The organism is Lacipirellula parvula, from assembly GCF_009177095.1.
In the GTDB taxonomy this organism is placed as follows: Bacteria; Planctomycetota; Planctomycetia; order Pirellulales; family Lacipirellulaceae; genus Lacipirellula; species Lacipirellula parvula.
In genome coordinates this window covers 5,614,993-5,634,261 of record NZ_AP021861.1, presented here as the reverse complement: position 1 = coordinate 5,634,261, position 19,269 = coordinate 5,614,993, and the positions used below count along the sequence as shown (strand labels likewise).

Annotated in this window: 18 protein-coding genes; 9 read left to right on the top strand and 9 right to left on the bottom strand. The window is 61.6% G+C overall.

Annotated features, from left to right (window positions below):
• Positions 1–232 precede the first annotated feature (232 nt).
• The 5 genes from PLANPX_RS22045 to PLANPX_RS27525 all read left to right on the top strand — a co-directional run bounded on the left by PLANPX_RS22045 (position 233) and on the right by PLANPX_RS27525 (position 4,924).
• A complete protein-coding gene (locus tag PLANPX_RS22045; protein WP_152100816.1) occupies positions 233–790 on the top strand; it encodes a hypothetical protein in 558 nt (185 codons plus the stop codon).
• A gap of 214 nt (positions 791–1,004) precedes the next feature.
• Positions 1,005–2,294, top strand: a complete 1,290-nt coding sequence (gene lpxB, locus PLANPX_RS22040) for a lipid-A-disaccharide synthase (RefSeq protein WP_172992245.1) — start codon at positions 1,005–1,007, stop codon at positions 2,292–2,294.
• A gap of 216 nt (positions 2,295–2,510) precedes the next feature.
• On the top strand, positions 2,511–3,290 hold the full coding sequence (locus PLANPX_RS22035; protein WP_152100814.1) for a site-2 protease family protein: 780 nt from the start codon (positions 2,511–2,513) through the stop codon (positions 3,288–3,290).
• A gap of 511 nt (positions 3,291–3,801) precedes the next feature.
• Positions 3,802–4,353 (top strand): hypothetical protein, encoded by a 552-nt coding sequence (locus tag PLANPX_RS22030; RefSeq protein WP_152100813.1) that lies wholly within the window; start codon positions 3,802–3,804, stop codon positions 4,351–4,353.
• Between the two features lie 400 nt (positions 4,354–4,753).
• Positions 4,754–4,924, top strand: a complete 171-nt coding sequence (locus tag PLANPX_RS27525) for a hypothetical protein (RefSeq protein WP_172991749.1) — start codon at positions 4,754–4,756, stop codon at positions 4,922–4,924.
• Positions 4,925–5,144: 220 nt separating this feature from the next.
• On the opposite strand, the gene PLANPX_RS22025 is transcribed toward PLANPX_RS27525, so the two are convergent.
• The gene (locus PLANPX_RS22025) at positions 5,145–6,224 is read right to left on the bottom strand and encodes an Mrp/NBP35 family ATP-binding protein (RefSeq protein WP_152100812.1); all 1,080 of its coding nucleotides are present in this window, start codon (positions 6,222–6,224) and stop codon (positions 5,145–5,147) included.
• A gap of 309 nt (positions 6,225–6,533) precedes the next feature.
• Between PLANPX_RS22025 and PLANPX_RS22020 the strand changes: the two genes are divergently transcribed.
• On the top strand, positions 6,534–7,796 hold the full coding sequence (locus PLANPX_RS22020; RefSeq protein WP_172992244.1) for a M20/M25/M40 family metallo-hydrolase: 1,263 nt from the start codon (positions 6,534–6,536) through the stop codon (positions 7,794–7,796).
• A 246-nt stretch (positions 7,797–8,042) separates the two neighbouring features.
• On the opposite strand, the gene PLANPX_RS22015 is transcribed toward PLANPX_RS22020, so the two are convergent.
• Positions 8,043–8,369: a calmodulin-binding protein gene (locus PLANPX_RS22015; RefSeq protein ID WP_152100810.1), complete on the bottom strand. Its 327-nt coding sequence runs from the start codon at positions 8,367–8,369 to the stop codon at positions 8,043–8,045.
• Between the two features lie 245 nt (positions 8,370–8,614).
• Here PLANPX_RS22015 and PLANPX_RS22010 point away from each other — a divergent pair, with 245 nt between their 5' ends.
• Entirely contained in the window at positions 8,615–9,364 is a 750-nt protein-coding gene (locus PLANPX_RS22010) for a GDSL-type esterase/lipase family protein (RefSeq protein WP_152100809.1), read from the top strand.
• A 37-nt stretch (positions 9,365–9,401) separates the two neighbouring features.
• Here the strand turns inward: PLANPX_RS22010 and PLANPX_RS22005 are convergent, their stop codons facing one another.
• The 7 genes from PLANPX_RS22005 to PLANPX_RS21975 all read right to left on the bottom strand — a co-directional run bounded on the left by PLANPX_RS22005 (position 9,402) and on the right by PLANPX_RS21975 (position 15,300).
• Complete coding sequence (locus PLANPX_RS22005) at positions 9,402–9,725, bottom strand: helix-turn-helix domain-containing protein (RefSeq protein ID WP_152100808.1); 324 nt, start codon at positions 9,723–9,725, stop codon at positions 9,402–9,404.
• A gap of 5 nt (positions 9,726–9,730) precedes the next feature.
• Entirely contained in the window at positions 9,731–10,108 is a 378-nt protein-coding gene (locus PLANPX_RS22000) for a type II toxin-antitoxin system RelE/ParE family toxin (RefSeq protein WP_152100807.1), read from the bottom strand.
• 80 nt (positions 10,109–10,188) lie between these two features.
• On the bottom strand, positions 10,189–10,971 hold the full coding sequence (locus tag PLANPX_RS21995; RefSeq protein WP_152100806.1) for an MBL fold metallo-hydrolase: 783 nt from the start codon (positions 10,969–10,971) through the stop codon (positions 10,189–10,191).
• A 283-nt stretch (positions 10,972–11,254) separates the two neighbouring features.
• The gene (locus PLANPX_RS21990; protein WP_152100805.1) at positions 11,255–12,181 is read right to left on the bottom strand and encodes an NAD-dependent epimerase/dehydratase family protein; all 927 of its coding nucleotides are present in this window, start codon (positions 12,179–12,181) and stop codon (positions 11,255–11,257) included.
• A gap of 199 nt (positions 12,182–12,380) precedes the next feature.
• Complete coding sequence (gene ruvX / locus PLANPX_RS21985; protein ID WP_152100804.1) at positions 12,381–12,833, bottom strand: Holliday junction resolvase RuvX; 453 nt, start codon at positions 12,831–12,833, stop codon at positions 12,381–12,383.
• 72 nt (positions 12,834–12,905) lie between these two features.
• Entirely contained in the window at positions 12,906–13,988 is a 1,083-nt protein-coding gene (locus tag PLANPX_RS21980) for a mannose-1-phosphate guanylyltransferase (RefSeq protein WP_152100803.1), read from the bottom strand.
• A gap of 208 nt (positions 13,989–14,196) precedes the next feature.
• On the bottom strand, positions 14,197–15,300 hold the full coding sequence (locus PLANPX_RS21975) for a thiamine phosphate synthase (RefSeq protein WP_152100802.1): 1,104 nt from the start codon (positions 15,298–15,300) through the stop codon (positions 14,197–14,199).
• Positions 15,301–15,838: 538 nt separating this feature from the next.
• Here PLANPX_RS21975 and PLANPX_RS21970 point away from each other — a divergent pair.
• Together PLANPX_RS21970 and PLANPX_RS21965 are read left to right on the top strand one after the other, a co-directional pair.
• A complete protein-coding gene (locus PLANPX_RS21970) occupies positions 15,839–16,483 on the top strand; it encodes a tetratricopeptide repeat protein (RefSeq protein WP_152100801.1) in 645 nt (214 codons plus the stop codon).
• A 62-nt stretch (positions 16,484–16,545) separates the two neighbouring features.
• Complete coding sequence (locus tag PLANPX_RS21965) at positions 16,546–19,137, top strand: ATP-dependent Clp protease ATP-binding subunit (protein ID WP_152100800.1); 2,592 nt, start codon at positions 16,546–16,548, stop codon at positions 19,135–19,137.
• The last annotated feature ends 132 nt before the right edge of the window (positions 19,138–19,269 follow it).

Here is a 19,269-nt window from a genome sequence, read left to right as displayed (position 1 = left end):
AGTCTTGGGAGCTTGAACAACTGGTTGTGCCGATTGCGCCGCGTACGAATTCTCAAGTACTTTCCGCCAGCTGTCGGGCTTTTCATTTGACTTCCGACTTTCGATTCCAAAATCATCGCCGCGAGTTGCCAACTCGGCCTTCTCGACACAGGTTTTGTTCAACGACTCACCGGTCGACCCGTTTCGGGCGACCAACACTCTTTTCTACTTTTCTTGTTTGAGGGCACCTCTGATGACTTCGAATCGTTGGACCGGTTTTTCGCTGCTATCGGCCATGGCTTTGTGGATGCTGCCGTGCGGCGTCGATCAGGCGGCCATGAACGCTTTCTCGACCGATGAAAAGCGCGAAGACGCCGATGGCCATTTCCTCGCCGATGAGGAGAAGGACGATGATCACGGCAAGCTCTTTGCGACTGACGAAGAGAAGGACGATGATCACGGCAAACTGTTCGTGAACGACGAGGAGAAAGACGACGACCACGGCAAGCTGCTGGTCAACGATGAAGAAAAGGATGACGACCACGGCAAGCTCTTCGCGAACGACGAAGAAAAGGACGATGATCACGGGAAGTTATTCGTTAACGACGAAGAGAAAGACGATGACCACGGCAAGCTGTTGGCCAACGATGAAGAAAAGGATGACGATCACGGCAAGCTGCTAGCCGACGAAGATCACAAGGATGGCGAGGGAGACAAGCACCTGTTTGTCACCGACGAGGACAAGAAGGACGGGGAGCATGGGGAGTTGCTCGCCGACGAGGATCACGATCACGAGGGAAAGCACGTTTAGTGCGTGCTGATTTGGTTGGGGGGCCGGCGTTCTCATGAAGGGCGCCGGCCTTCTTTTTTTGGCGACGACTGTCGCGAGGGCTTGGATGACTGCGGCCTTCTAAACCCTGAACCCCGAACCCTCAGCACTTCCCGCTCAACCGAGCTTTCGCCAATCTCCGTATTTTGCCATACTCTCGCCCCTTGAGACTTTGTGGGCGAATGGGAGCAGTGGCGTGAAAATCTTCTTCTCCGTCGGCGAGCCGAGCGGCGACTTGCATGGCGCCAACCTCATTCGCGCATTCCAGCGACGGCACAGCGATTGGGAGTACGTCGGCTACGGCGGTCCGCGGATGGCCGCAGCGGGCTGCAAGCTCCACGCCGATCTCACGCAACTCGCGGTGATGTGGATCGCTCGCGTGTTGGTGAACCTGCACAAGTTCATTGGCTTGCTGATTCAAGCCGACCGGTACTTTCGCGACGAGCGTCCCGACGCCGTCGTGATGATCGACTACCCCGGCTTCAACTGGTGGATCGCGCGTCGCGCGAAGGCCCGCGGCATTCCGGTGATCTACTACGGCACGCCGCAGGTGTGGGCGTGGGCGAGTCACCGCGTGAAGAAGATGCAGCGGTTCGTCGACCACGTGCTCTGCAAGCTGCCGTTCGAAGAGCCGTGGTTTCGCGAGCGTGGTTGCAACGCGACCTATGTGGGGCATCCTTACTTCGACGAACTGCGCAATCGGACGCTCGATGAGCAATTCGTTGCAGAGTTAGCGAAAGATGCGCGGCCGCTCGTGACGATTCTGCCTGGCTCGCGGACGCAAGAGGTGGAGCTTAACACGCAGTCGTTCCTCAAAGCGGCGCGACTGATTGCCGAGCAAGTGCCCGATGCACGGTTTGCCGTGGCGGCATTCAAGGAATCGCAGGCCGAGACGATCCGCAAGTTCGTCGCGGAGGCGGGCGTGAAGGCGGAAGTGTACGTCGGCCGCACGCCGGAGCTGATTCACTCGGCGGCGTGTTGCCTCGCGTGCAGCGGTTCGGTGTCGCTGGAACTGCTGTATCACGCGAAGCCAAGCGTGATTTTGTATCAGATCTCGCGGTTCGGCTTCATCGTGCAGGAGCGGTATCGCCGCGTGCGGTACATCACGCTGGTGAATCTGTTGACGGCGAAGGAGATCGCCACGCCGCGTCCAGCGCACTTGTACGACGCCAACGATCCGGCGGACGCGCGCGCACTGTTGCCGGAGTATCTCACGCGAACCGACAAGTCGGCGCAGCTTGCCGCGCATTGCGTGGAGTGGCTGACCGACGCCGACGCACGGTGGCGTCGCGTCGCCGCGCTGCGGTTGTTGCGCGACCAGCACGCCGGCGGCGGGGCCTCGGAGCGGGCGGCGGATTACATCACGAACGTGTTGGCGTCGCACGATAGCGGCAGCGTCACGGCGGGTAAGATTCCGCCGCCGCACATGCTGCAGCGCGGTGCGACGCAACAGCGCAAGGCGTCGCCGCTGAATACGGCCATTTAGCCCCGACGCTTGCGAAGGGCGTTTAGATGGGTGCCACTGGCATCTTGCCAGTGAGAAGTGTCGAGCGTGCACCCACTTCAGCACTGGCAAGATGCCAGTGGCACACCGTTCAGGGCCAGCCCTGCGGCTAAATGGGCGAGTTATAATGGGGAACCCGCATCGCACTGCGAACTCGCGCAGCGATTCACTGCGGCCTCACTCCTGCACGATCGCACTATGCTGCTCACCGAACCGCCGCCAAGTCAGGGAGACCTTCACTTCCGAGTCTTCGGGTTCCCGGTGCGCGTCCATCCGATGTTTTGGATCATCACAGCCGTCATGCGATTACGGCCAGGAGGGAAGGGGACGACTCCATCGGAGCTGCTGAGTTGGGTCGCCGTCGTATTCGTGTCAATTCTTGTGCACGAACTCGGGCACGCGTTTCTGCAGCGACGCTACGGCGGGCATCCCTGGATCACGTTGTACGGCTTAGGCGGCTTAGCATCTTGCGACGATGAGGACCGCAGCCCGCGCAGCCAGATTCTGATTTCCCTGGCGGGGCCAGTTGCAGGATTTTTGTTGGCGCTCGCGACGCTATTCCTGTTGAACTTAATGGGGCACGCGACATCGCTGCAGTGGGCGGAAAAGCCTCAACTGCGGATGGCCTCGATGGTTGGCTTCCCCATTTATCGCTTCTGGGTGCTGTGGGAGCCGCTTGGTTCGCCGTTTGCGAATTCAATTTTGGGCGATGTGCTCCTTGTGAACATCGTGTGGGGCCTCATCAACTTATTGCCGGTCTATCCGCTCGATGGCGGTAGAGTCTCGCGCGAGGCGCTGACTCTTCACAATCCGCGCGGCGGAATAGTCCTCTCGTTGCAAATTTCGGCGGTTACCGCGATCGTGATGGCGTTTGTTGCGGCCGTTTATTGGCAACTGATGTTCACGGCAATCTTATTTGGTTACCTGGCTTACTCGAATTACCAAACGTTACAGGCCTACCGCGATGATCGTTGGTAGATTCACCCACAGCGCGATGATTGATCAGCCTGGATTGTTTCAAACCGAAAGAATTAACCGCCAAGGACGCCAGGAGCGCCAAGGAAATGCGAAGAACTTTGGAACCGCGGATGAACGCCGATAAACGCAGATGATTGAGCTTCTAGGCTCGTCATTAGCTCGTTTTATCTGCGTTCATCGGCGGTTTCAGATCTCTTCCTTGGCGCTCTTGGCGTCCTTGGCGGTTCAAATGAATTCAATGAGTGAACCATCGCCATTAGACGATCGCGTTGCATCTCAGATTGAGACTCGCGAACCGCAACAGCGCGTCGTGTTAATCGGCGCGAGTAACCTCTCGATCATGTTTCCGACGATCGTTGAATCGTTACGCGCGATGTTCGCGCATCCAATCGAGCTTCATGTCGCAAAGGGTTTTGGGAGGTCGTATGGCCTGCATTCGAAATTTTTTGGAAAAAAATTTCCAGGAATTTTATCGAGCGGTTTATGGCCTGCGCTCAACCGCGCGCGACCGTTGCCGACGGTCGCGATCGTCGCCGATATTGGCAATGATTTGGCGTACGAAGCGCCGGTCGACAAGATCGTCGAGTGGGTCGAACGAGCGCTCGATCGGCTGGCGATTCATGACGCGCGCGTCGCGCTCAACAACCTGCCGATCGAGTCGTTGCGCGGCGTCGGCACGGCGCGTTACTACGCCTTCCGCGAGGTGTTGTTTCCGAATTGCAAACTGAGCCGCGGCGAAATTATCGACCGCGCGGAACGACTCAGCGAGCGGCTGTCTCAGCTCGCAGCCACGCGAGAAATCTCGGCGTTTTCTGCGGAACGGGGCTGGTACGGGCTCGATCCGATTCACCCGCGGCTGGCTTCGGCGGGCGAGATTTGGAGTCGCATGTTGGGCGCGCTCAGCGGCGCGGCAGGGGGCGCCAAGCTCGTGCGACCGAGCGCTGCGATGATGCTCACGTATCGCCGTTTGCGAGCGCTCGAGTACGCGCATTTCGGCGTCGTGCGGCGCGCTGAACAACCGGCGCTGCGTTGCCTCGACGGGACGCGCATCTCGATCTATTAGCGCGCGATTCAGAGCGCGCGATCGAGTCGTTTACACGTTGCGCGCGAGCTCGTGCAGCGCATCAAAAGTTGTTCGCGCGCGGTCTCCATAACGCGCGGCGGACCGAAAATCCACAAAAAAGTGTTGCAGAAAAATAAATCCTGCGTACAAATACGACGAAGACATGGACGTGGCGTTGTCAACCATTGTTGAACGCAGTATTTAGTTGGGATGCAATCGGTTAACAGTTCGGGTAACCAAAGTTATTCGGATCGCAGAACGCGGCCATGCTCGATGAGAGCGCGATACGACTTGTCGCCCTGGAAGGGCGGCCGGTTTCTTTGGAAGGCGACGACGAACAAACTTCTCCTCACAGTTGACGAGAGACGCGGCGCCTAGACCTTTTTAAGGAGGAATGACTGTGGCCAAGAAGAAAGCTGCCAAGAAAAAGGCTGCGAAGAAGAAGGTTGCCAAGAAGAAGGCAGCCCCGAAGAAGAAGGTAGCCAAGAAGAAGACTGCCAAGAAGAAGGTAGCCAAGAAGAAGGCTGCGAAGAAGAAGACCGCCAAGAAGAAGACCGCGAAGAAGGCCTAGTTTCAACTTCGGTTGGAACCAACCTTTTCGCGCTTTGCGAATCGAGGGGTCGTTGCCCTTAGCGGGCAGCGGTCCCTTTTTTATTGCGCCGACGGAAACGGCCCAATTTAGCCCCCGGCTCTTCAAGCCGGGGGAATCGGCGTTGGCTTCTCGGTCTGCCAATGAAAAACCCCCGGTCACTGACCGGGGGCTAATGGATTGGGTCGCAGAGCGATTGTCGCTACAGCACCGACAACGTCGGCAGCGGCGGGGCGCTCGCCCGGTCCATCGCTAGGTTTCGCACGATGTTGTAGGCGATTCGCTCGAAATACGGCGCGCTTTCGATATCGGCCAGGTTGCCCGCCGTTTGGCCGGCGTCGCCCCGTTCGCGAATTGGAATCTGAATCGGCGCTTCGCCCAAGAATGGCACGCCCATCTCTTCGGCCTTCGCCCGCGCGCCGCCGTTGCCGAAGATGTCGTATCGCTTGCCGTTGTCGGGGCAGAGGAAGTAGCTCATGTTCTCGACGAGCCCCAGCACCGGGATGCTCACCTTGTTGAACATGGCGATCGCCTTCACCGCGTCGAGCAGTGCAACGTCTTGCGGCGTGCAGACGACGACGGCGCCGGTGAGCGGCAGGGCCTGAGAGAGCGTCAGCGCGATGTCGCCGGTGCCCGGCGGCATGTCGATGATCAGGTAGTCGAGATCGCCCCAGGCCGTATCGCGGAGGAACTGCGTAATCGCTCCGTGGAGCATCGGACCGCGCCAGACGACGGCTTCTTCCTTCGGCACGAGGAAGGCCATACTCATTACGGGCATGCCGTTGCAGTCGACCGGCAGCAACTTGCCGTTCGAAACCATTGGCTGGCCGGTTAGGCCCAGCAGGTGCGGCACGCTCGGGCCGTAAACGTCGGCGTCCATCAGGCCGACTTTCGCGCCGGCGCCTTTCAGCGCGATGGCGAGCGAGACGGCCATTGTGCTTTTGCCGACGCCCCCTTTGCCCGATCCGACCGCGATGACGCTCTTCGCGGTGAGGCCGATGGCGCCAATCGCCTCGGGGCGGCGTTGGTGTTCGATGATGTCGACGACGACTTCCGGCGGCCCAGGAAGCTGCTGCCGCAGGCGATCGCGCAGTGCGTGTCGCGTCTCGCCCCACAGCATCGTCGAATGCGAGGTGAGCGCGACCTGCACGGTGACTTTGTCGCCATCGACCGCGACGTTGTTCACCTGGCCCATCGTGCCGAGTGGGCGGCCGGTCTCGGGATCGGGGAACTGCTCCACGATGGCGCGAGCTTGGGCGGGATCAATCGAATCGGCGGGCATGGCGGAATTCCTGGCAGAAAACGCGGCGACCAGCGTCGGTCGCGGGCGAATCTCTTACCATACCCGAGGGGCCGGCGTATTCCGAGCGGCCCAGCGCGTGAGATGCGCGCAAAAAAAAGCCCCTCCGCGAGTGGGGCAGCAACCCGCGGAAGGGTGTTAGCGCAGGGGTTAACCCACGCAAACGCTAAGTGTATCCTCAGCGGAGGCGGGATGCAAACAGTTCCCCGGCGAATTCCGGGCCGAAAACGCAACCCGTTGCCGGGCAGGAAGTTTCGCCTTGGCTACATTTGCCGTCGGAGAGGGGGCTGCGTGCCTGCAAGCGTCGTTGAATTGCTGAGCGAACTGATTGCCCAGCCAAGCGTGAACCCGCGGCTGGCAGCGCCCGATGCCCCTGAGGCGGGCGAGCACCGCATGGCCGAGTGGCTCGGCCGCTTCGCCGCCGCGCAGGGATGGCGATGGGGAATGCAGCCGGTCGAGCCGGGCCGATCGAACTTCTTTGCGCTGATTCCGGGCGGTGGCAGCGATGTGCTGCTCTGGGAAGTCCACCAAGATACGGTCAGCGTCCAGGGCATGACGGTGCACCCCTTTGAGGCAGCCGTACGCGACGGCCGCGTCTACGGTCGCGGGGCGTGCGACGTGAAGGGCTCGATGGCGGCGATGCTAGCCGCGCTGGTGCGGGTGAGCGCTCAGGCGATTGAAGGTCGGCCCAGCATCTTGTTTGCTTGTGCGATCAACGAAGAGTGCGGCTTCAGCGGGGCGCGAGCCATCGCGGACTTGTGGCGCGGCGGGGGCGAGCATGGAGCGGCCGTAGAACCGGTTGATTCGGGAATCCCTCCCCTGGCCCCTCCCTTCGAGGGAGGGGGACAGCTTTCTCTGCGCGAGATTGCTGCGTTGCGGCCGATCGCGGCGCTCATCGCCGAGCCAACAGAGCTCAACGTCGTCGTCGCTCACCGCGGCGTCGCCCGTTGGCAGTGCACGGTGCACGGGCGGGCCGCGCATTCATCGCGGCCAGAAGAGGGCGCCAACGCCGTCTACGCGATGGCTCGCATCGTGCAACTGGTCGAGGAGTTTCACCGCGACACGTTAGCCTCGCGGCCGGGCGATGCGATGTGCGGTCCCTCGACGGCCTGCGTCACCACGTTCCACGGCGGGGCCGGGCCGAACACGATTCCCGATTTGGCGGTAATCGACGTCGACCGTCGGCTCTGCCCTGACGAAACGCCGGAGGAAGCGTATCGCGAACTGACGGCATGGCTCGATGCTCGCGCGGATCTGGGCGAATGCCGCTTAGAGCATCACGCGCCGTGGATGCAGAGCCGCGGGTTGCACTTCGCGGCGAACCGCGCGTGGGCCGAGCAACTTGCCGGCGTCGTCCGATCGACGGGCATCGAGAGCCGGCTCGGCGGCGTCCCCTACGGGACGAACGCGGCGTCGATCGCGGCGGCGGGCATTCCGAGCGCTGTGCTGGGGCCAGGTTCGATTGCGCAGGCGCACACGGCGGACGAGTGGATTGCGATCGAGCAGCTGGAACTGGCGGTCGAGATCTACTACCGCATCGCCTGCGGCATGTAGTACATGCACGCGGACGCGATTGATACGCAGCGCACAAAATTAGCCTCCGGCAAGCTTGCCGGAGGCTAACGTTGATCGTTCGCATCGTGGTCTTTGCCCAAACAATCTGTGGGAGGGGTCTCCGACCCCGAAGCAGCGTTGAGCTACCACAATCGCTTGCAGTGGTGACCGGCATCGGCGTCGGAGACGCCTCCCACAAGCGATTCTCTAAGCAAGACCTCGCATCGCTATCCGATCGTGGTCGACTTAAAACACGTCGAGCACGAAGTGATGACCGCTGTGATACTTGGTGCGGTTCGGATAGTAGTTGTGCCACTTGCGGTTGTAGACCGGGATCCGCATTTCGGGCGGATAGCGGTAGTACAGGCTGTCGGCGCTGCGGTAGTACTCGCTACCCCAGAAGTTCTGGGGATAGTAGACGTAGGGATAGTGGTAGAAGCGGTTCCAGTCTTGGGTCGTGTAGGTACCGCCCCAATTCTGACCATAGGCCTGCTGGGCCTGAGCGTTGTCGGCAGCGCAGAACGTAGCGCACCCGACGCCGACGCATGCGGCGAAAAGAATCTTGCGAAGCATGAAAATCCCCCCTTCGCTTATGGCGGCGCGAGCCCGTGCAGGCGGACTCCAGCGCGTAAAAGCGTTATGGGGAGAATCGGCACGCCAAGCGGCGACGGTTGAGGGAATATCCGGCAGAACCGGTATAAACGGACCACAACGGGGCCGGCGGAACATGCTAGCGGGCCGAGGGGAACGCGCGTTCTAATGGGCGACTCTGCCGCATCCGGCAGTTCCACGCGATCCTGCACCGCCGAGACCTTCATATGCCATCGCTTCGCTTCGCCATCGTTTCTTGCGCGATTGTGTTATTTGCCTCGACTGGCGACGTCGCCTACGCGCAAACAGCAACTGCGGAGAAACCAAAACCCGCCGAAGCGAAGCCGGCGCCGCCGGTCGACATGGCGGCGATCTTCAAGCTCCACTGGAACAACCGCGTCACCGCCTTCAGGCAGCAGAACGAGCAGTTGCAGTTCGTCGTGTTGCTGGGCGACAGCATTACCGAAGGATTTGAAGCTGCAAAGTACTTTCCTGGCCGTCGGGTGTTGAACCGCGGCATCAGCGCCGACATGATCGGCAACGACCTGCCGGCCGACGACAATCGCGGCGTGCTGAAGCGGCTCGACGAATCGGTTTTCAACTGCGCCGCGACCGACGTCTTTCTAATGATCGGCATCAACGACCTTGGCTCTGGCCACACGCCTGAGGTGATGGAGCAGGGCTACCGCGACATCTTGCAGCAAATCAAAACAAAGACGCCGCAGGTGCGCGTCCACGTGCAATCGCTGCTGCCGACGCGCGACCGCTACGCGAAGCACAACGCCAACGTGCTCGATTTCAACAACCGGCTGAAGAAGCTGGCGGAAGAGTTCGGCTACGACTACGTCGACGTCCATGCCCTCATGGTCGACGACAAAGGCGAACTAAACGCCGACTACACCGGCGACGGCCTGCACCTCAACGAGGGAGCGTACAAAGCATGGCAGGCCGAGGTCGCGCGGCTGATGAACTGGTAGCCGCTAATCTGCGGCGTCTTCATCATGCCGTCGTGCACTACGGGGCCTTGGCAACTGCAGACGCTTCCGTGGGGACCAGCCGGAGTTCGACTCGCATCTTGAGTGCTTCGGCGATTCGTTCCAGCATCGTGAGCGAATGCCCCTCGTAGTCGGCGTTTTCGAGCTGCGAGATGACGGGCTGCTGCGTGCCGATCAACTCGGCGAGTTGCTTTTGCGTGAGTCCCGCGGCTTGGCGAGCGTCGTAAATCATCTGGGCGATTTCGAACGACTGCCGGTAGCCTTGCACCTGCGAATCGGTGCGGGGATTGACGCCGGTTTCGCGAGCGATGATGTCGAGGGCGTTCGTCGTCTTCTTAACCATGCGAATCACTCCCGAGTGGCGCGATGGCGGTCCGGATCATTTCGGAATCGTTCGAGGCGTTCGATGGCCAGTTCGATCTCGCGGGCGGGAACATTTTTCTCCTTGATCAGCCCGTGGCTGAGCAAGGCGACGTCCTTCCCCACAAACCCGTACAGCAGGCGATAGTTCACGTTGCGCACTTCCGTTTGCAATTCATAAACGCCGTCGCGCAGCATATCAGCGCGAGGTCGGCGCAACTCACTGCCGAATTGCTCCAATAGATCGATCAAGTACAAGCACTTATTGAACGCTGCGCGATTGCTCTTTTGCAACTCGGCAAGCCAATCGAGCACCGGAATCGTGCCGTCCAATTCTTGGTACAGCAGGACTTCGGTGAGCGGCATGGCGCGATCCCGGCGGGTTGTATAATAATATTATTATACAACGCGAATTGCTTCTGGAGCAAATTTTGCGAGCGCTGCCGCTACCCAGGCAACTTGCCTTCGATCAGCTCGTCTTCCCACGTATCCATGAGCGGCCAGTCGATGGCGCAGGTGCCGAAGTCGGCCATGTGCTGGTAGCCTTCAAGCCGCGCGATCGTCTTGTCGATCAGCGCGTTGTCTTTCTTGAAGACCGGCCCATGGCTCGGCAGAAGCCACTTCACGTCGCTTGCCTTGATGCGTTCGAGGGATTTGATGAAGTCGGCGATGCTACTGCCGTGGTGGGCGTCGATCGCCCCCACGCAGCCATCGCGGAACAGGTTGTCGCCCGAGAAGAGCAAGTCGCCCATGCGGAAGCTGAGCTGCCCGTCGGTGTGACCGGGGGTGTGCCAGACTTCGAGTTCAAGCTTGCCGACTTTGATGACGTCGCCGTCGTTGACGCGGTTCTCGACCACGACCGGCGGCATGTCGAGATCGATCCCTTGGGCGTCGATCAGGGCAAACGTCGCCAGGCGGTCGCCCTTTTCCAGCATGTCGGCCGCCGTCGGGTGTGCGGTGACGGTCGTCTTGAGCATCTGCTTCACCTTCGCCAGCCCCTGGATATGGTCGACGTCGGCGTGCGACGCGATGAGCGTCTTGCACTTGCTGAAGGGGAAATCGAGCTCGCGGATCAGTTCGACGCACTCGTCGACGGCGTCTTCGTAGCCGATATCGAGCAGCGTCCACTCCGACTCATCGTAAATCAGGTAGACGCTGCAGCCGATGCGGCGACGCGCCTGGTGATTGAGCTCGATGACGTGAGGGAACAGGGGGGTACGTGGGAGCATCAGATCCGAGGCTTGCGGGGCAGGGGGGACTTGGAGCGAATCAGCCAAATTCTACGGGGGCCGGTAGGCGGTGTGCAACCATCGCCGGAATGGGGGCGAAACGGGGGCTGTTGGGCATTCGTATGAGGAATTCGCCAAGCCACGCGGAACTAAGCCGGCGGGTGGCATGCTCTCGCCCTCAGGCGTGAGCATGTGGAGCTACAGTCCCGGCTTGTCTCAGCGAATCGCTCATGGCCACGCCGGAGTACCGGCGAGACCATGCCACCCAGGCGGAACACTGGCGCTAAATGGCCGGATTGGAGTTGAGAATCTGTGCCAGCCCCTCGCGGTAGCTGGGGTACTGGAGGGCGAGGCCTTGCGTCGCCATCCACTTGCGTAGTTTCGCGTTGCTTACCCGGCGATCGGCCCCGGCGCGGGCGGCGGCGGGGGAGTCGGCCGGCGGCGTCGTGAATTGTGGCGGCGGGGCGCCGATCAAGCGGGCCGCTTCGGCGTAATACTCGCCGCGCACTGCGGGGACGCCGTCGCTGACGCAGAACACGTGCGGGCCATCGCTGCTCCAGCGGGCAGCTAGCCAGCGATCCATCGCGACGACGATTCGTGCGGCGTCGTCGACGTGGATGAGATTCAGCCAGCCTGCGCTGGGCGCCGCGATTGGTTCGCTTGCCTTCAGCTTGTCGAGATACGGCACGCGGCCTGGGCCGTAGATGCCCGCCAGCCGGAGAATCACGCTCCGTCGGCCGAGCGGGTGGGCGCGCAAGATTTCTTCCGCAGCGAGCGACGCCTTGCCGCCGTCGCGGTGCGGAGCGGTCGGTGTCGTCTCGTCGACCCACCCGCCGCCGGCCGTGCCATAGACGCCGGTGGTGCTGATGTAGATCACGCGGGTGACGCTTGCCGGCAATGCGGCAAGGACGTTCTGCAGGCCGTTGGCGTAGACGGAGTGGATGTCGGGGCCGGTGGTGCGATCATAGCCGACGGCGTAGAGAAGCGAATCGGCTTGCTGACTGTCGGGGGTAGCTAACTCGCGGAGACAGGTGAGCGTCTCCGGTCGCGTAACATCGGCTTGGCCGGTGAGCGTTCTCGCAACGATCATCGCTTCCGTCGGATCATCGCGACGAGTGAACGCCCACGTGTAATCGCGTTGATCGCGCCAGAGATTGGCGACGCGACTGCCGAGGTAGCCAATGCCGAAGAGGATTCGCGTTGCCGACAACTTGGTACTCCGAAATCGTTAGCCGCGAAGAGTCGCAGAGGTCGCAAAAACAAAAACATGCTCCTCGGAGTACCGAAGAGCATGCCACCCAAGGACGCATTACAATTCAATTGGGGTGCCACTGGCATCTTGCCAGTGCGGAAGTGCCGAGCGAGTTCCCACATCACACTGGCAGGATGCCAGTGGCACCCGTGCAAACTTAATCAATCGAATCGGGCAGCTCTTGGTTCTTCGCGCCCGCCTCGAGGTACGCCGTCAGCATGATCTGCGCCGCCAGCTGATCGAGCCGCTCTTTGCGTCGCTTCTTCGTCAGCCCGGCGCCCAACAGCATCTCTTCCGCTTCAGCGCTCGTATAGCGTTCGTCGAAGTACTCCACCGGCACGCCTGTCAGCTTGGCGAGCCAATCGCCAAAGTTGCGGGCTTCCAGCGACTTCTGACTCTCGCCGCCGCTGAGATGCACCGGCAGCCCGACGACGAACCGCCCGATCCGCTCTTCCTTAGCGAGCGTCCTGAAGTAATCGGCATCGAGCCGCTCGCTGCGGCGATTGTAGGTCTCGTACGGCCCGGCGATGCCGACGGATAGATCCGCCGTCGCGATCCCAATTCGCACGGTGCCGTAGTCGATGCCAGCGATGCGAGTGGAGGGGGGCATGGTGAGGTCGTGATCGGTGATCGGTGATCGGTGAGAACTTCTGCAATTCCCGATCACGGATCACCAGTCACCCTACAAATACTCCTTCCAGCCTTTCGCTTCCAGCAACTTCACCACCTCGCGCACCGCCTCTTCATCGTTCTTGTTCGCCACCAGCGTCGCGTCGGGCGTATGAACGACTAAGCAATCCTTCATGCCAATGGTGACGACTAGATGCTTGTCGTCGGTGCGGACAATCGTTCCCGTCGTATTGATGCCGACATGCTTGCCGACGATGGTGTTGTCAAACCGGTCGGTGCCGGCAAGCCGTGCGAGCGATTGCCAACTGCCGAGGTCGTCCCAATCGTACGGTGCCTCGATGACCGCGACGTTCTTGGCGTGCTCCATTACGGCGTAGTCGATCGAGATGCCTTTGATCGCGGTGAACTCGCGATCAAAAACTTCCTGCTGCTGAGGCGTCCCCCACGCGGCGCCAATCTTTTCGAGATGGGCGAGCATCTCCGGCTGCCGCTCTTTGAGGGCGTTGAGAATCGTCTTCGCCTTCCAAATAAAGATGCCGGAGTTCCAGAGGTAGTCGCCCGAGTTGACGTACTCGGTCGCCGTGGCGTGGTCGGGCTTCTCGCGGAATCGCTTCACCACGAACGTCGGCGCCGCTTCATCGTGGATGTCGATCCGCGAGCCGCGTTGGATGTAGCCGAAAATTTCTGCCGGGTAGTTCGGCCGAATGCCGAAGGTGACGATCTGATCGGGCGTCTTCTTGATGAGCGTCACCGCCTGGCGGATCGAATCTTGAAAGCGGCTGGCGTTGCGGATGACATGGTCGGCCGGCAGCACCGCCATGATCGCATCGGGATCTTGCTTCGCCACGAGCAGCGCTGCCAAGCCGATGCAGGGCGCCGTGTCGCGCTTGCAGGGTTCGCCGACGAGCGAGGTTTCCGGAAGTTCCGGCAACTGTTCGCGCAGCGCCGGGATGAGCCGTTGGTTGGTGACGATGAGCGTTTGCGCCGGCGTCACGAGGTCGCCGAGGCGATCGACCGTTTGGCGGATCATCGTCTGCTTGCCGACGAGCGCGAGGAGCTGCTTGGGCATGTCGGCCCGGCTGGCAGGCCAGAAACGCGTGCCGGCGCCGCCGGCCATGATTACTGCGTGGAGCATAGGGGGAGTCGTGATCGGGGATCAGTGACTGGTGATCGGGAGTAGCCGCCGGTCAACGACCGGCCGGAGCAGTATTGTAAAGGATTTGCGATTTGGGATTTGTGATTTCTCACGCGAGCGTGCGGAGTGGTGGCTCGCCGGCACATCATAAATCAGAAATCCTCAATCATAAATCGAGGGGTCGCTCCGGCGGGTCGTTGACCCGCGGCTACTGGTGGAGCGCCGTTCGTAGGGCTTCCGCGGCGGCTTGCGGGCGGGGGGCGGCGGTGACTGCCGACGCTACCGCAATGCGGCGGAGACCGGCCGCTGCCACTTCGCCGACGTTCTGTTGGGTGATTCCACCAATCGCGAATGCCGGCAGCCGGATCTCCGCGGCCACCTGTTGAACGAAGTCGAGGCCCGGGAACGCGTCGAACGATTTTGTCTGCGATGGAAACGTCGGCCCGACGCCGAGGTAGTTAGCGCCATCAAGCACCGCCGCGCGGGCTTGCTCGATCGAGTGGGTCGAAACGCCGATCAACTGCCGCGGGCCGACGATCGCGCGGGCGTCTTTCACCCGCATGTCGTCTTGGCCAAGGTGGACGCCGTCGGCGCCAACGATCGCGGCGACGTCGGGACGGTCGTTGATGATTACTAACGGAGAGCTTCGCGTGGGCGCTAGCCCCGACCTAGCTAGGTCGGGGCTGATTGGCGGCGTGTGCGGCGAGGGCGTTTGGCACGCCGCGACCAACTGTCGCGCTCGTGCGATCAGCTCGCGATCATCCAGCCGCTTGTCGCGCAATTGAATCACACCCACCCGTGCCGCGATCAGCTGATCGACCAACGCCGCAAACGCCGCTTCCGAATCGCAGCCGTCGACCAGCACATAAAGTCGCGCCTCGCCCAGCCGCTCGTTCGCGTCCACCGTCCGCCCGACGGCCGCTTCGAGCGTGTAGAGCCAGTACCGCAGCCGCTCGAACTCCGCCGCCACGGCCGGCAGCGACACCTTCGAAAACTCCTCCAGGCTCCGCAGCGACTGCTTCACCCGCTCCAAACTGGCAATGCACACCTCCCAAGCCTCGCGACGGGTTCCCTCGCTTGGCGTCGAAACGGTCGTGCCGACGTCGGACCGAGTGTCGCGGGCGGCATGCCGCTCCGGCAGCGGCAACTGCGAGCCAGCCGCCGCCAAGTCGTGCCGCAGCTGTTTGAACTGCTCGGTGAGATGCCGGTCGTCGAGGACGAACCGCACGTAATCCTCGACGACGCGCAGCCCCTCGGCGGCCCGGTTGAGGGAGGCGTCGAGGATGCGGATGGGGGCAGAGTCGGACATCATTCCATATATAGCTGAGGAGGTTGGGCGCGCGACCGTGGTGAAAAATTGAAAATGCTGGCGCCGGGGGCGGGACGCCTCGGCTCGCTGAGGGCGGGGAATTCTCGCTGGAAACCGACCTCGCCGCTTGCCGGCATTATCGTTATCTTCCCCTTCTTCCCACGGCGAAAGGTGTCGTGCCGCCGCCGCGTGCGCACGATGGCGTTCCGCACGGCACAATCGCACCCCGGATTGCTGTTTGTGGGAGGGGTCTCCGACCCCGAGGAGCCGTCACTAAACCACAACTGTCTGCAGTTGCGAGCGAAATCGGCGTCGGAGACGCCTCCCACAGGTAATTTTAGGGGAGGCCCTCCCCGTAATAATCAGAACTTTGCACGCTAAACCCGTACGCCCCATGTGGTTGCCTTGATTGGGCCGCCCCGCGGGCTAGACTTTCACACCGCAGTTGCCGACGAGTCGGGGGATCACGCACTTTTAAGTGACGGAGATACCCTCGGCTCGCGGTCCGCGGGTGAGCGACGGCAGGAGACGAACACCGATCGTGCCGCAGCCCAAACTCCACTGGTCGGCTTATCTCTGGCCGGGCCTTCCGCAACTCTGGATGCGGGGGTCTTGGGTCGGGTTGACGCTGGCGGTAGGATTTACCGCGCTGGTCAATGCGCTCGCGGCGACGACCTTCGTCTGGGACGAATGGTTGCCGGTGCGAATTCGTTGGATCGCGCTCGGGGCGGCGGGAGTGATTTGGCTCTTGGCGTGGCTCGAAGGGCGAGCCGACTGGCGTCGACTCGTGTCTGAACTGTCGGCTGGCGAGAACGCAGCCGTCAGCCCGGACGAGCGGTCGGATGTTTGGTTTCGCGAAGCTCAGGCGGCGTACCTCGCGCACGACTGGGTTTCGGCCGAGCAGACGCTGCTAAAATTACTGAAGCAAGACCCGCGCGACGCGGAGGCCCGCCTGATGCTGGCCACCCTGTTGCGACATGAACAACGAACGGATGCGGCCGTCGAGCAACTCAATCGGCTGGAGTTGCTGGAAACGGCCGAAGCGTGGCGACATGAGATTGCGCAAGAGCGTGAACGAATTCGTTCCGCTAGCGTAATACCAGAAGACAAGATTTACGAATTACCGACTCAGGAAGAGTCGACCAAGACAATCGCCGATGCGTCAGTCGGGAAGATCGCTGCCTAAGCCCCAATGATCAACCGCCGCCGACGCATCGGCTAGGGACCACACCAGGGGAGGTAAGGGCTATGTACGAACGGTTTACAGACCGCGCCCGCAAGGTGATGCAGCTCGCCAATCAAGAGGCGCAGCGCTTCAATCACGAATACATCGGCACCGAACATGTGCTGCTGGGCCTCATCAAAGAAGGTTCCGGCGTCGCTGCCAACGTGCTGAAGAATCTCGACGTCGATCTGCGCAAGATCCGCCTCGAGGTCGAGAAGCTCGTCCAATCGGGACCAGACATGGTCACCATGGGCAAGCTCCCGCAGACGCCGCGCGCCAAGAAGGTCATCGAGTACTCGATGGAAGAGGCTCGGCATCTGAATCACAACTACGTCGGCACCGAGCACATCCTGCTTGGCCTTCTGCGTGAGCAGGAAGGGGTCGCCGCGCAAGTCCTCATGAACCTCGGGCTCAAGCTCGAGGAAGTCCGCGAAGAAGTTCTCAACCTGCTGGGCCACGGCCTGGAAGGCGAAGAGAGCGGCGGTCGCGGCCGCGCCGGCAGCGGCGGCGGTCAGGGTGGCGGCGGTGGCGGCGGCGAAGGCGGGGAAGAACGCGAACGGGGCAAGACCTCGAAGAGCAAGACCCCCGCGCTCGATAGCTTCGGCCGCGATCTCACCGAACTCGCCCGGCAGCGCAAGCTCGATCCGGTCATCGGTCGTGAGAAGGAAATCGAACGGGCGATCCAGGTGCTCTGCCGTCGCACCAAGAACAATCCGGTGCTCCTCGGCGAAGCGGGCGTCGGCAAGACGGCCATCGTCGAAGGGTTCGCTCAACGCGTCGTCGACGGCAACGTGCCGGAGATTCTGCTCGATCGGCGGATCGTGGTGCTCGATTTGGCGATGATGGTCGCCGGCACGAAGTATCGCGGTCAGTTCGAAGAGCGGATCAAGGCGGTGATGAACGAAGTTCGTCGCGCGAAGAACACGATCCTGTTCATCGACGAGCTCCATACGCTCGTCGGGGCCGGCGGCGCCGAGGGCGCCATCGACGCATCGAACGTGCTGAAGCCGGCCCTCGCCCGCGGCGAGATCCAGTGCATCGGCGCCACGACGCTCGACGAATATCGCAAGTACATCGAAAAGGACTCGGCGCTCGCCCGCCGGTTCCAAGAGGTGATGGTCGAGCCGACCACCGCCGAAGACACGGTGAAGATTCTCGAAGGTCTCCGCGACCGTTACGAGGAGCATCACCGCGTGCAGATCACCGACGACGCGATTGCCGCGGCCGTCGAGCTGTCGAACCGTTACATCACCGGTCGTTGCTTGCCGGATAAGGCGATCGACGTGATCGACGAATCGGGCGCCCGCGTCCGGCTCAAGAGCATGTCGAAGCCGCCGAATCTGAAGGAGATCGACGAAGAAGTCGAGCAGCTCAACCGCGAGAAGGAAGAAGCGGTCGCCAATCAAGACTTTGAGAAGGCGGCGAGCCTCCGCGATCGGGCCGACAAGCTCAAGAAGAAAAAGAACGACATCACCCGTCAGTGGCGCGAGAAGTCGCGCGAGAACGGCGGCGTGGTGGACGAGGAAGTCATTGCCGAAGTCGTTTCGAAGATGACCGGCATCCCGCTCACGCGGATGACGACCGAAGACACGATGCGCCTCATGCAAATGGAAGACGAGCTTCACAAGAAGGTCATCGGCCAGCATGAAGCGATCAAGGCGATCGCCAAGGCAGTGCGTCGCAGCCGCAGCGGGTTGCAAGACCCGAAGCGGCCGACCGGCACGTTCGTCTTCGCCGGCCCCACCGGCGTCGGCAAGACGTTGCTCGCCAAGGCCTTGGCCGAGTTCATGTTCGGCGATGAGGAAGCCCTCATCCAAATCGACATGAGCGAGTACATGGAGAAGCACAACGTCAGCCGGCTCATCGGGGCGCCCCCCGGATACGTCGGCTACGAGGAAGGCGGCCAGCTCACCGAGCAGATTCGCCGTCGTCCGTACGCGGTGGTGTTGCTCGACGAAATCGAGAAGGCGCACCCCGAAGTCTTCAACATGTTGCTCCAGCTCATGGAAGAAGGCCGACTGACCGACAGCTTTGGTCGCAGCGTCGACTTCCGCAACGTGGTCCTCATCATGACCACGAACGCGGGCGCCGAAGCGATCAAGAACGAATCGGCGTTCGGCTTCCAGAAGCCGGACGACGACGCCGGGTACGACAACATGAAGCGTCGCGTGACCGATGAAATCGAAAAGGTTTTCCGTCCCGAATTCATCAACCGCGTCAACGACATCATCGTGTTCCACCACCTGACGACCGTCGACTTGAAGCAAGTGGTCGATCTCGAATTGGCCAAGGTTCGCAAGCGTCTGAACGAGAAGGGCCTCGTGCTCGAACTCGCCGACGAGACGAAGGAATTCTTGATCAAGAAGGGTTCGAATACCGATTACGGCGCCCGTCCGCTGCGTCGCGCGATCGAATCGTTTATTGAAGATCCGTTGGCCGAGGAACTGCTCAAGGGCGAGTTCAACGGCAAGGACACGATTCGCGTCGGCGTGAAGACCGTGGCCGACAAGAAGCAACTCGTGTTCGAGGGGCTGAAGCTGCGGGGCGACGCTCCGGAGCCAGTCGGCGCGGGAGTCGGCGGCAAGGACGAGCCCTCGTCCGACGACGCCGAATAAGCGAAAGCAATCGAAAAGGCGAGCCGTCGGGTTCACCCCGGCGGTCCTCCTGAAGTTCGATCGATACCAACAAAGCAGCCCCGACCTAGCTAGGTCGGGGCTGCTTTCGTTTGCGCAGTGAATTCGTTCGGT

Excerpts from the sequence above, each read along its gene's own strand:
- PLANPX_RS21995 (WP_152100806.1), bottom strand. The coding sequence starts at position 10,971 with ATGCTCCCACGTACCCCCCTGTTCCCTCACGTCATCGAGCTCAATCAC.
- PLANPX_RS21965 (WP_152100800.1), top strand. The coding sequence starts at position 16,546 with ATGTACGAACGGTTTACAGACCGCGCCCGCAAGGTGATGCAGCTCGCC.
- PLANPX_RS22000 (WP_152100807.1), bottom strand. The coding sequence starts at position 10,108 with ATGCCGCTCACCGAAGTCCTGCTGTACCAAGAATTGGACGGCACGATT.
- PLANPX_RS21975 (WP_152100802.1), bottom strand. The coding sequence starts at position 15,300 with ATGATGTCCGACTCTGCCCCCATCCGCATCCTCGACGCCTCCCTCAAC.
- PLANPX_RS22010 (WP_152100809.1), top strand. The coding sequence starts at position 8,615 with ATGCCATCGCTTCGCTTCGCCATCGTTTCTTGCGCGATTGTGTTATTT.
- PLANPX_RS22025 (WP_152100812.1), bottom strand. The coding sequence starts at position 6,224 with ATGCCCGCCGATTCGATTGATCCCGCCCAAGCTCGCGCCATCGTGGAG.
- PLANPX_RS22015 (WP_152100810.1), bottom strand. The coding sequence starts at position 8,369 with ATGCTTCGCAAGATTCTTTTCGCCGCATGCGTCGGCGTCGGGTGCGCT.
- PLANPX_RS22035 (WP_152100814.1), top strand. The coding sequence starts at position 2,511 with ATGCTGCTCACCGAACCGCCGCCAAGTCAGGGAGACCTTCACTTCCGA.
- PLANPX_RS22005 (WP_152100808.1), bottom strand. The coding sequence starts at position 9,725 with ATGGTTAAGAAGACGACGAACGCCCTCGACATCATCGCTCGCGAAACC.
- ruvX (WP_152100804.1), bottom strand. The coding sequence starts at position 12,833 with ATGCCCCCCTCCACTCGCATCGCTGGCATCGACTACGGCACCGTGCGA.
- PLANPX_RS22045 (WP_152100816.1), top strand. The coding sequence starts at position 233 with ATGACTTCGAATCGTTGGACCGGTTTTTCGCTGCTATCGGCCATGGCT.
- PLANPX_RS21980 (WP_152100803.1), bottom strand. The coding sequence starts at position 13,988 with ATGCTCCACGCAGTAATCATGGCCGGCGGCGCCGGCACGCGTTTCTGG.